The organism is Rhodococcus pseudokoreensis, assembly GCF_017068395.1.
GTDB classification, from domain to species: Bacteria; Actinomycetota; Actinomycetes; order Mycobacteriales; family Mycobacteriaceae; genus Rhodococcus_F; species Rhodococcus_F pseudokoreensis.
Map to the genome: position 1 here is coordinate 284,627 of NZ_CP070615.1, position 12,368 is coordinate 296,994.

Annotated in this window: 7 protein-coding genes; 5 read left to right on the forward strand and 2 right to left on the reverse strand. The window is 67.3% G+C overall.

Annotated elements, in window-relative coordinates; all coding sequences use genetic code 11:
- The first annotated feature begins 99 nt into the window (after positions 1-99).
- The 4 genes from JWS13_RS03600 to JWS13_RS03615 all read left to right on the forward strand — a co-directional run bounded on the left by JWS13_RS03600 (position 100) and on the right by JWS13_RS03615 (position 8,178).
- Positions 100-2,541: a heavy metal translocating P-type ATPase gene (locus JWS13_RS03600; RefSeq protein ID WP_206004504.1), complete on the forward strand. Its 2,442-nt coding sequence runs from the start codon at positions 100-102 to the stop codon at positions 2,539-2,541.
- A gap of 45 nt (positions 2,542-2,586) precedes the next feature.
- Entirely contained in the window at positions 2,587-5,016 is a 2,430-nt protein-coding gene (locus tag JWS13_RS03605) for a phosphoketolase family protein (protein WP_206004505.1), read from the forward strand.
- 186 nt (positions 5,017-5,202) lie between these two features.
- The gene (locus JWS13_RS03610; protein ID WP_206004506.1) at positions 5,203-5,655 is read left to right on the forward strand and encodes a universal stress protein; all 453 of its coding nucleotides are present in this window, start codon (positions 5,203-5,205) and stop codon (positions 5,653-5,655) included.
- Between the two features lie 480 nt (positions 5,656-6,135).
- Complete coding sequence (locus JWS13_RS03615) at positions 6,136-8,178, forward strand: NUDIX domain-containing protein (RefSeq protein WP_241032055.1); 2,043 nt, start codon at positions 6,136-6,138, stop codon at positions 8,176-8,178.
- A gap of 45 nt (positions 8,179-8,223) precedes the next feature.
- On the opposite strand, the gene JWS13_RS03620 is transcribed toward JWS13_RS03615, so the two are convergent.
- Together JWS13_RS03620 and JWS13_RS03625 are read right to left on the reverse strand one after the other, a co-directional pair.
- The gene (locus tag JWS13_RS03620; protein WP_206004508.1) at positions 8,224-10,791 is read right to left on the reverse strand and encodes a glycoside hydrolase family 65 protein; all 2,568 of its coding nucleotides are present in this window, start codon (positions 10,789-10,791) and stop codon (positions 8,224-8,226) included.
- A gap of 678 nt (positions 10,792-11,469) precedes the next feature.
- Positions 11,470-11,721 carry a hypothetical protein gene (locus JWS13_RS03625; RefSeq protein ID WP_206004509.1) on the reverse strand — a complete coding sequence of 84 codons (252 nt, stop codon included), beginning with the start codon at positions 11,719-11,721 and terminating at the stop codon, positions 11,470-11,472.
- Between the two features lie 204 nt (positions 11,722-11,925).
- Between JWS13_RS03625 and JWS13_RS03630 the strand changes: the two genes are divergently transcribed.
- On the forward strand, positions 11,926-12,234 hold the full coding sequence (locus JWS13_RS03630) for a metal-sensitive transcriptional regulator (protein WP_029538696.1): 309 nt from the start codon (positions 11,926-11,928) through the stop codon (positions 12,232-12,234).
- The last annotated feature ends 134 nt before the right edge of the window (positions 12,235-12,368 follow it).

The following is a 12,368-nucleotide window of genomic DNA, read 5'->3' on the forward strand; positions in this document are numbered from 1 at the left end:
CAGTGGGTCGGTGATCAACACCATGACCAGCTGAAGTCAGTGCTGCTCGAGCGGGGCGATGACGGCTCGGTGCCGCGATAACGAAAGGTGCCACAGCGAATGAACCGAACCACCGTGCTCGAAGTGGTTGGACTGCACTGGGCGACCTCGACGGCATCCGTCGAGGCCACCCTGCGCCGTCGCCCGGGAGTCACCTCCGTGGAGGCCAACGCGGTGAACCAGACCGCCACCGTCACCTACGACCCGGCGAAGACGTCGGTGGTCGAACTGTCGAAGTGGGTGCGCGACTGCGGCTATCACTGCGCCGGGCGTTCGGTGCCCGACCACGTCTGCGACCCGATGTCCGAACCGGCAAGCCCAGCTGCTGAGGCCGCACACCCCCACCCCGCCCCGGAACTTGCGGCACCCACTGAGCCGGCCGCCGCACACGAGATGCCTGCAGGGCACGAAGCCCATGCGGGGCGCTCGCCGCAGGAGATGATGGGCCACGGCGGCGGTCATGCCGGGATGTCGATGGACGACATGGTCCGGGACATGCGCAACCGCTTCCTGGTTGCCGCGGTGCTGTCGATCCCGATCCTGCTGTGGTCCCCGATCGGCCGCGACGTCCTCGGATTCACGGTGGCCGCACCGTTCGGTCTGCGCGACGACGTCTTCTCCTTCATCCTGTCGATCCCGGTGATCTTCTACTCGGCCTGGATCTTCTTCGACGGCGCCTACCGGGCGCTCAAGGCGCGCACCCTCGACATGATGGTGCTGGTGGCGGTGGCCGTCGGGACCGGCTGGCTCTACAGCGCCGTCATTACCCTCACCGGCGGCGGTGAGGTGTTCTACGAGGCCGCCACGGTGCTGACCGCGTTCGTGCTGCTCGGGCACTGGTTCGAGATGCGCGCCCGCGGCGGCGCGAACGACGCGATCCGTACCCTACTCGAGCTCGCCCCGCCGAGGGCGGTGGTGCTGCGCGACGGGGAGCCGGTCGAGATCCCCACCGCGGAGGTTATGGTCGCGGACCTACTGCTCATCCGACCGGGCGGAAAGATCCCGGTCGACGCCGTCGTCGAGGACGGCAACTCCGAGGTCGACGAGTCCATGGTCACCGGCGAGAGCCTGCCGGTGACCAAAGCGCCCGGCTCGCAGGTGATCGGCGCGTCGATCAACACCACCGGCACCCTGCGGGTCCGCGCCACCAAGGTCGGCTCCGACACCGTTCTCGCCCAGATCGTCGCCCTGGTGCAGGAAGCCCAGAACTCCAAGGCCCCCGGGCAGCGACTCGCCGACCGGGCCGCCTTCTGGCTGGTGCTGGTCGCGCTGATCGGCGGCACCGGCACCTTCCTGGTGTGGTTGCTGGCGGGTGAGAGCGTGCAGATGGCACTGCTGTTCGCGATCACCGTCGTGGTGATCACCTGCCCCGACGCCCTGGGGTTGGCCACCCCGACCGCGATCATGGTCGGCACCGGCCTCGGGGCCCAGCGCGGGGTGCTGTTCAAGAACGCCACCGCCCTCGAGATCTCGGCGCGGATCGACACCGTGGTGATGGACAAGACCGGCACCCTGACCAAGGGCGAACCGGAGGTCACCGACGTGATCACCGACGGCATCATCGAGGACGAGCTCCTCGCCCTCGTCGCCGCGGTCGAACGCGAATCCGAGCATCCGCTGGCCGGGGCGATCGTCCGTTACGCCGCCGAACGCGCGATCCCGCAACTGCCGCTGGCCGAGTTCTCGAGCGTGCCCGGGCACGGTGCCACCGCCGAGGTGCAGGGTCGCCGGGTCGCGGTCGGCAACCGCAAGCTCATGGTCGCCGAACAGGTCGATTTCGGTGCCCTGATGGATCGGCGTGACGAGCTGGCCTCGACCGGGCGGACCGCGGTGCTGGTGGCCGTCGACGGCCGGGGGGTCGGGGTGATCGCGCTGGCCGATGCCGCCCGGGAAACCTCCGCCGCCGCGGTGTCCGCACTGCACGAGCTGGGCGTCGAGGTGGTCATGCTCAGCGGCGACAACGAGGCGACCGCCGCACGCATCGCGGGACAGCTGGGCATCGACACCGTCATCGCTGAGGTGCTGCCCGGTGACAAGGCCGCCAAGATCGCCGAACTGCAGAGTGCCGGCAAGAAGGTCGCCATGGTCGGTGACGGCGTCAACGACGCCCCCGCCCTGGCCCAGGCGGACCTGGGCATCGCGATCGGCGCCGGCACCGACGTCGCGATCGAAACCGCCGACCTGGTGCTGATGCGTTCGGACCCGCTCGACGTGCCGATAGCCCTGCGGATCGGGCGCGGCACCCTCCGCAAGATGCGGCAGAACCTCGGATGGGCGGTCGGCTACAACGTCATCGCCCTGCCGATCGCCGCCGGGGTCTTCGAACCCTCACTCGGGCTGGTGCTGCGCCCGGAGATCGCCGCCCTGTCGATGTCCGGCTCGAGCCTCATCGTCGCGGTCAACGCCCTGATGCTCAAACGACTCAAGCTGCCCGCCCCGCCGGAACCACACCCCGCCGCGCCGCGGCCGGCGCCCGAGCCCACACCAACAGGTCCGCGGTGAGCGGTGACCGCTCGAACGAATTATTCGTCGACGACGAGGAGCGCCATGAACGCCGTACCCGAATCAGAAGCGCCGACAGGCTCATTGTCCGACCAGGAACTGGCCGGCCTCGACGGGTGGTGGCGGGCGGCGAACTACCTGTCGGTGGGCCAGATCTACCTGATGGGCAATCCCCTTCTCCACGAACCGCTCCGTCCTGAACACGTCAAGCCCCGACTACTCGGCCACTGGGGCACCACGCCGGGACTGAACTTCATCTACGCCCACCTCAACCGGGCGATAACCGCACGCGATCTGAACATGATGTACGTGATGGGACCCGGTCATGGCGGCCCGGGACCGGTGGCCGCCGCGTGGCTCGAGGGCACCTACAGCGAGGTCTACCCCGACATCACACAGGACGAGGACGGGATGAAAAGGCTGTTCACCCAGTTCTCCTTCCCCGGCGGCATTCCCAGCCACGTCGCACCGGAGACGCCGGGATCGATTCACGAGGGCGGCGAGCTCGGATACTCCCTGTCCCACGCCTACGGGGCGGCGTTCGACAATCCGGACCTGATCGTCGCCGCGGTGGTCGGGGACGGCGAGGCGGAGACCGGTCCGCTCGCCGCCAGCTGGCATTCCACCAAGTTCGTCGATCCGCGACGTGACGGCGCGGTACTGCCGATCCTGCATCTGAACGGGTACAAGATCGCCAATCCCACCGTGCTCGACCGGATCGACCGCGAAGAACTCGACGAACTGCTCCGCGGATTTGGTCACACACCGATCCTCGTGGAAGGCACCGAACCCGAGTACATGCACCAGGCATTCGCCGCGGCGCTGGACCGCAGCCTCGACGAGATCGCCGAGATCCAGCGGCGCGCCCGACGCGACGGCCACACCGAACGCCCCCGCTGGCCAATGATCGTGCTCCGCTCCCCCAAGGGTTGGACCGGCCCGAAGGAAGTCGACGGACTCGAGGTCGAGGGCTCCTGGCGCGCACACCAGGTCCCGTTCACCAACGCCCGCGACGACGGCCACCGCAAGATCCTCGAGCAGTGGCTACGCAGCTACCGGCCCGAGGAACTGTTCGACACCTCCGGCGCCCCCGCAGCCCACATCCGGGACCTGCACCCGCTCGGCACTCGACGCATGAGCGCCAACCCGCATGCCAACGGCGGGCCACTGATCCGCGACCTCACGATGCCCGACTTCCGGAACTACGCGGTGCCGGTCGAAGTGCCGGGCACCGGCAATGTCGAGTCCACCCGGATACTGGGCACCTTCCTGCGGGATGTGATGCGTGAGAACATGTCCACCTTCCGGATGTTCGCACCGGACGAGACCAATTCGAATCGGCTCGGTGCCGTGCTCGAGGTCACCGACCGCACCTGGAACGCACGCACCCAACCCGATGACGATCACCTCGCCCCCGACGGACGTGTGATGGAGATCCTGTCCGAGCACACCTGCCAGGGATGGCTCGAAGGGTATCTACTCACCGGCAGGCATGGCGTGTTCTCCTGCTACGAGGCGTTCATCCACATCGTCGACTCGATGTTCAACCAGCACACCAAGTGGCTGCGCACCACCAACGGCATCGTGTGGCGCCGGCCCATCCCCTCGCTGAACTACCTGCTCACCTCGCACGTGTGGCGCCAGGACCACAACGGGTTCTCACACCAGGATCCCGGATTCATCGATCACGTGGTGAACAAGAAGGCCGACGTGATCCGGGTATATCTCCCGCCGGACGCCAACACACTGCTGTCGGTGGCCGACCACTGCCTGCGCAGCCGGCAATACGTCAACGTCATCGTCGCCGGGAAACAGCCGCAGCTGCAGTACCTCGACATGGCCGCGGCGATTACCCACTGCACCAAAGGAATCGGGATCTGGGACTGGGCCAGCACCGACAGCGGTGTGGAACCGGATGTGGTGCTCGGGTGCGCCGGGGACGTGCCCACGATGGAGACGCTCGCCGCCGTCCAGATCCTGCTGGAGTGGTTCCCCGACCTGAGGATCCGGGTGGTCAATGTGGTCGATCTGATGCGGCTGCAGGACCATCGGGAGCACCCGCACGGGCTGATGGAGGCGGACTTCGACGCGCTGTTCACCGTGGACAGGCCGGTGATCTTCGCCTACCACGGGTATCCGTGGTTGATCCACCGACTGACCTACCGCCGCACCAACCATCACAACTTCCATGTGCGCGGCTACAAGGAGGAGGGGACCACGACGACACCGTTCGACATGTGCGTGCTCAACCAGATCGACCGCTTCGATCTGGCGATGGACGTCATCGACCGCGTCCCCCGTCTCCACCGCATCTCGGCGCACCCGCGTGAGCACCTGAAGAACAAGCTGATCGAACATCGCCAGTACATCCGCACCCACGGGGAGGACATGCCCGAGATCACCCACTGGCAATGGGCCCCGGCCGCACCGCCTGCCGGCGGTGGCCCCGGACCGGTCTCCACCGCCGAGCAGTGAGAGGCGACGGAAAGGACCGACCGTGGCGGAAACACGTCGATACCATGGGGGTGGACGAGAGAGAGCCGAACGCCCTGTTCGTTCAGGTGACGAAGAACCCGCTCGAACGCGCACTGAGATGACGGCTCGCAGGCAATCACCATGCTCGAGGACGCGATGCCTAGAACCGAGAGAAAGGCGCAGCGGGTGAGCAGCAACGACATATTTCAAGTCGTGGTCGGCGTGGATGGGTCGACCCAGTCGCTGACCGCCCTCGAATGGGCGGTGACCGAAGCCCGTCTGCGCCACGGCCAGGTACGAGTGGTGACCGGGTGGCAGTATCCGACCGCGGCGACCGGCATGGACGGACTGATCTGGGAGCACCAATCGTTCGAGCGCGTCGCACACCAGACCCAGAGCGAAGCATTGAAAGGTGTTCCCACCGAGGGCGTCCACATCAGCGGCGAGGTCCTCCAGGGGCTTCCCGCCTCCGTTCTGCTAGAGGCCGCCCAGGATGCGGACCTGCTTGTCGTCGGCTCCCGCGGCCGGGGAGGGTTCACCGGACTGCTTCTCGGGTCGGTGTCCACCCAGATCGTCCACCACGCCACCTGCCCGGTACTGATCGTCCGACCGGGACGGGAAACGCCTGCAGCCAGGTAGAAGTCACGTCGGGCACCCGCCGGCAACAGGTCATCGGAGAACAGCGGCTGGTTCGCTCGCCCGCAGGCATATCGACGAGTGACAGACCACGATCTGCTCGCTCCATGGCGACAGGTGCAGTACTGCCTCCGCAGATCACGGCGCACATCTCGGTGGCATGTCGCACCATCGATAGCATCCCGACTGTCGAACTTTGCCGGCCGCGTACACGTGCCGGCCGTGTCCGCGGTCGCCCGCAGATGTTTCCTGTTGCATCAAACTGGGACTCGGCCACCTCTGATCAGAAAGGGCGACTGTGGAACAGGCTTCGCCAACGCTCGCCAGTCCGCGACCGGACGCGGTGACCACGCCGCGCGTGGTCGTAGTCCACATGCTCCGGGTATCGGCATGACTCGCCGCGACCGATCCCGCGCAGCCGGATCCGGACCGGCAGGGATCGGAAATGGATTCGACCCGGGTGGTGAGCCGTGCGCGCCGTGCGTGGCTCAACTGCATTCCCCCGCCGAGCGGCTGGCGGCTCTGCGTGAGGCGGTCCACCACGAGCCGGATCCGCTGGTGACGTTGACCCACCTGCTGCACCTGTGTCGTGATGAGCATCGTGTGCTGTGGGCGCAGGCGGGCTCCCCGGGCATCCGGGCGACGGTCGCGAACGTGCTCGCCCCGCTCCGTACGGTAGTCGGGTCCGGCCCGGCTGCCGCGACCTTGGACGCGCCGGTTCGCCAAGCCCTGGCCGAAGCGCTGCGACCGGTCGACGGGGCGGCACCGGTGGTGATCGCTCACGCGCTCGCGCAGTTCCTCGACGACCACTATCGGCAGTGCGTCACCGAGTCGTTCCGCAGACGCAGCCCTTACCAGCCCGGGGTGGGTGATCCAGTTCCTCTGGGCGGCCCCGACATCCGCGCAGTGATGGACATGCGGCCCACCTCGCCACCCTGGCGGCTGGCGAACCGGCTGGATGAGACTCGCCGGGTCCGGCTGGCCGGAGGGTGGGTGACACAGTTTCGGATCGTGTTCGACTACAGCCTCTTCGACGCCCTGCCCGGTCTGGTCACCGCCGACACGATCGTTGCCACCTGCCACCCCAACCGAGCCCTGACCGAATTCACTCTGCCCCGCGACTCGACGCAGCCGACCTTCCCGGTGCAGCCGACAGACCTCGATCGGCAGCGCCGCCACCTCGATCAGCTCATCGGCCGGGCCGCCGCCGCTGGTGCCTCCATCATCGTGCTGCCCGAACTGTGCGTCACCGAGTCGCTGGCCCGACACCTGCAGGACTGGGTCCGCCGCGAGGACGGCCCCCGGCTCCTGGTCGCCGGCAGCTACCATCACGTCGATGGTTCGCCGCCTCGGCGGCGCAATACCGCCATCGCCTGGGTCCGCGGGCACGACCAGCCGTTGACACACGACAAACATTCGCCCGCCGAGCAGCCGATCCTGGAGGACATTCAGCCGCAGGGTTGGCCGGAATTGCGCGTGTACGTCACCGCCGACGGATGGCATCTCGTGATCGCAATCTGCCGGGACCTGCTCAATCCGGAGGCGGTGCACACCCTCGCCGAGACCGGAGCCAACCTGGTGCTGGTGCCGGCGATGAGCGAGAGCCTGGCGCCCTTCACCGGTCAGGTCGCGCACCTGGTCGGCTCGGGACAGGCCATCATCGCCCTGGCGAACAACCCCGCCGACTGGGCCCGAAGCGGCGACCCCGCCCCGCACCGCTCGGCCCGCGCCCTGTTCGGTCACCCCGGTCTGGGGCAGCAGACCCGGGTGGTCGCCTCGCCGGACACCGCTCCCGGTATCGCGACGCTCAACGTGCGGTCCGGGCTGATCGGCTGGACCAGCGCCGACAGCCAGGACTCGCCCGGTGACCCGCCCGGTGACCAACCGTCATCCTCGCAGACCCTCCCGGAGTGGGCCGCCCGGCTTGCGGCAGCAATCCGCCGCTACCGGCAGTACGAGCCACCGCCGCCGAAGCCGATCACGCTCCGGCCCGCTGCGGTGCTCGTGCTGCTCACCGATGGACCTACTGGCCCGCAGATACTGCTCACCACGCGTGCTCCGGACCTGCGGGACTACCCTGGCCGGCGCGTGTTTCCCGGCGGCGTCCGGGACCCGCAGGATGACGGCCCGGTGGCTACCGCCTTGCGGGAAGCCGGCGAGGAGATCGGACTGGACCCGGGCAGCGTGCAGATCCTTGGCGTGCTGCCCGCACTCGCCGAGCCAGAGACCAGGTTCTTGGTCACCCCCGTGCTCGGTTGGTCCGCTCGCCCGGAGTACACCCGACCGGTCAACCTCGCCGAAGTCACCTCGGTCCATGACGTGCCGCTGCGACAGCTCACCCATCCAGGTCATGACCGAGACGGTGTACCAGACCCGCCGAGTCCGGAGCTGACTGGCCTCGGCTCGATGACCGCCATGGTGATCGATATGCTGCTCACCCTGCTCGCCGAGCCGATCCATCCGTCCGGCTCCGGACACGACCGGGCATCCGCAAAGGATCCCGACGCTCCCGGACCACCGTGGTGACGGCCAGGGCGGGGGAGGTAGCCGGCGACGCATGGGTCGGCTCAGTTAGTCCCGCAACATCGGAGCGGTAGGGTCGGCGCCAGGTTCGGGCAGTGCGTGGGCGGCCGCCGCCGACGGCAGGTCTACTTCCCAGACCTCGCCGGGGGTCAGCGTCTTCTCGATTCCTTCGACGCAGAGCCGGACTGGTCCGGCCGAGCAGGGATACAGTCGCAACCGCGCCCGGTCCTGGGTCAGGCCGATGCTGATCGGTTGTCCCCGATAACTGAACCGGAACGTCGCCTCGGTCAGTTCGGCGGGCAAGACCGGATGCAGCCAGAGGGCGTCCTGCCGGGTTTCCACCCCGCCGTAACAACGGATCACCATATCGGCGGTTCCAGCCATGGCTCCGAGGTGGACACCTTCATGAGTGGTCCCGCCCTGGGTGTCGGCCAGATCCGCCTCCAGAGCCTGCTCGAACAGCGACCACGACCGGGGCCGGTCGGTCCGGGCCAGCACCCAGCCGTGGGTCAGTCTGCTCAAGGTCGAGCCGTGGCTGGTGCGCGCGAGATAGTACTGGACCGTACGGGGGATGAGTTCCGGCGGCAGCGTGTACCCGAGGCGTTCGAACACGGTGCGGAGCTCGTCGGCGGAGAACAGGTAGAAAAGCATCAGGACATCGGCCTGTTTGGAGAGCCGGTACCTGTTGGTGGTGTCGCCTTCGGCCTGCAGGATCAGATCCAGCCGGCCGATATTGCCGTAGCGCGCCCGGTAGGCGTCCCAGTCGAATTCCTCCAGCGCCTCGTAGCCCTCGAACTGGCTGATGACACCGTCGTGGAAGGGTACGCGCAGCCGCCTGCTGATGCGGTCCCAGTGTGCGGGCTCCTCGGGCTTCAGGTGCAACCGGCGCCAGAGCGGGTCGCAGTCGCGACAGGCCAGCAGGTCCACCGCGTCCTCGGCCCGGGCGAGCACCCAGGCGGCCAGCACGTTGGTGTAGGCGTTGTTGCGCAGACCCTGACCCGGTGCGTCCGGGTACCCGTCGTGGTACTCGTCCGGTCCCATCACACCGCTGATGTCGAAGTGGTCATCCGCGGGATTGCGAACGGCCAGGCTGGTGAAAAGTCGGGCGACCTCCACGAGGATTTCGGCCCCGTACTCGGTGAGGAACCCGGTGTCGGCCGTGGCCTGATAGTACTGCCACACGCTGTAGGCCACGGCCAACCCGACGTGCCGCTGCCTGCGGGAGTTATCCGCCATCCACACCCCGTTGCGGACGTTGAAGAGCTCGGCGGGGGTTTCCTCCCGGCCGTCGCTGCCGGACTGCCAGGGAAACATTGCACCATTCAGGCCATCGTCGCGTGCGGCCGCGCGGGCCGCGTCCAGGCGCCGGTACCGGTAGAGCAGGAAGGAGCGCGTCAGTTCGGGCCGGCGCAAGGTCAACATGGGATAGACGAAGAGTTCATCCCAGAAGATGTGGCCGCGGTAGCCCTCACCGTGCAGTCCCCGCGCGGGCAGGCCCGCATCGAGGTCCGTGTCAGCTGCCGCGACGGTTTGCAGCACGTGAAAGATGTGCAGATTTAGCGCCAGCGACTGCCGCACACCCGTCTCAAGGTCTATCCCGAACCGCTCCCACAGTGCGGCCCAGGCGTTTTCCTGGGCGCCGAGCAGCTCCCCGAATCCGGGTGCCCGGCCGATCCGGTTGCCGGCGTCCAGGGCGGCCGTGGAGGCGGCGCGATCCCGGGAAGTCGCCACGGCGACAATCTTTTCCAGCGTCACCGGGATGCCGCGCCCGAGGCTGAGCGTAATGGTGTGCCCTGCGCGGGCTTGCTCGGCGATCAGCCGGCGGTCGACGACCGTGTCTGCGGCGCCCACACGGGTCCGTGCCGCAGTCGCGATGCTGATCCGGGACTGGTTGGTCACCGCCTCGTACAGCACCGCTTCACCGTCCAGTTCCACGGAGCGGACCGGGACCAGATGCTCGTGGGCCAGCGCACGGTCCGCTGCCACGTTGCGGTTTGCCACCGCTCCGTTCACGGCGGACTCGACGGTCATCTCACCGAACCAGTCTTCGGCTTCGAGGATGAGCTCCAGTGCGGCCAGATGCGTTTCGGTCAGAGACTGGAACTGCCGGGAGGTGACCCGGGTCGTGCGGCCCGCAGCGTCACGGTACCGGTGGGTGCGAGTCAGCACACCGGTACGCAGATCAAGATCCTGGCGGTAGCTGAGCATCTCCGGCGATCCCGGACACAGAACCGGACCGTCTCCGACGCGGGCGGTCAGGAAAGTCCAGTCCGGGGCATTGACCAAATGTTCGGTCTCAACGGTGTGCCCATCGAGGGCGGTGGTGAGCCGATTGTAGATTCCGGCCAGGTATGTGCCCGGGTAGTGGACTGCGTCGGCGGTGCTGCCGGGTACCGCGCCGCGGGTGGCCCAATACCCGTTCCCCAGCGTGCACAGCGCCTCCCGGGTTGCTTCTTGGGCGAGGTCGAACCGGTCATAGACCAGATTCCAGCCTCCCGGCGGGGTCGGCTGCGCCCCTCCACACCAGGATCCGCCGCTCTGTGCTTGGTCGATGGCCGCCTCGGCTGGCTGCCCCGGGATTCGCCGCGCGGTGGCGTCGTTGTCACCCGTGCGCATCACAACCTCGACCGCCGGGGTGCCAGCCGAGACCGGTCGCACCGCGAGACAACGCCGCCACAGCCGGTAGCCGAGCTGTCCGCAGGGACGGCACGTGCCGCTGCTGTCATAGTGACACAGTAACTGCGTCGACGAGGACAGCGCGGCGAGCTTGCGCGTCCGAACGCACCGCCCAACCGGACTCGTTCGCGCACCACCTCACCAGTGTGGGTCATCGAGTGTTGGTGAAGACGACGAAACCACTACCGAATTGGGCAGGATTGGCCCGCCCCGGCCTGGGAGGTCTGGTCATCTGCACTTCAATCCGGGAGGCACGCGCCAGCCGATTTCGTCGCCCGCGGCCACGTTCTAGGATGGGATCGTGGTCCTCTTCTACGAGGTTTTGTTGGTTTTCGCTGCCTTGCTCATCACGTGGTTCTCGCTGTACGTCATCTATCGTTTGATCACCGAGGAAGACTTGAACCGCCGATTCCGGTGATTACTGGCGATTACCGGGGGGTCGTCGGCGACAGGGATGACCGGGTGATGCTGCCGCGGTCCCGTTCACTGGCCCCGAATCTCCGTGCCACGGCAACTCTGATACTGAAACGGCCACCGACATGACGTCGGCCGCACGAGTCTGCCCGTCGCAGTGATCTGCCGCCAGTCCGATAAGGTTGTCGCCGAACATCATTCGGGTCAATTGTCCGAGTTGAGGTGCCAATCCTCGCGCCTAACGACGTGACGGCCCGTTCCCAGCCGCTCGTATTTGCGCGTCGTCGCGCCACCACCCATGGAGTAAAGCTTCTTCAGCAAATCTTCACAGAAATCCTCGGCCTGAACCGGCAATGAACTGACAGTCTTGAACGAGAGACGGGCGCAGGGCGCCGTCGGGTTGATCGAGGTGGGATAAGAGACGAGGAGTGGATGTGTCGCAGTGCCGACGAACACCGATCGGGATTGTGTGCCCGCGACGTGCGGATCCAACTGTCACCGCCTCTGTCGACACACCGGGTTGGTCAGGAATCGTGCTCGATCCACCACCGGCTCGGCCGCTGAATCGTCCCCTGCGTCCCTTGCGTCCGCAATCACCGATTATACCGGAGGAGGGTATATTGAGAGGTGGAGAACGCGGCCTGGCGAGAGGAGTCGGCAGTGAGCACCGAACCCCCCGAGGCCAGCCATCGCCACATCCAGTCCAAGGGCGCCTACCTCGCGCGCCTGCGGCGCATCGAAGGGCAGGCCCGCGGCCTTCAACGGATGGTCGACGAAGAGAAGTATTGCATCGACATCCTCACCCAGATCTCCGCGATGACCAAGGCCCTCCAGGCCGTGGCGCTGGGCCTGCTCGAGGAGCACATCAGCCACTGCGTGGTCAATGCCGCCGCGGCCGGCGATCGCGTCGAGGCCGACGTGAAGATCGCCGAGGCATCCAACGCCATCGCACGTCTCGTGCGGTCCTGACTGCAAATCTGTCATCGAAGGGCATGGCGCCGAATGGGGGCCCGGACAGCCCGCCGAGCCGGAAGCGGGCGCGCGCCCAGGTGCTTGGATTCTGTCAAGCCGCCAAGGTCATGGAGGTCGACAGCCTCGCGCGA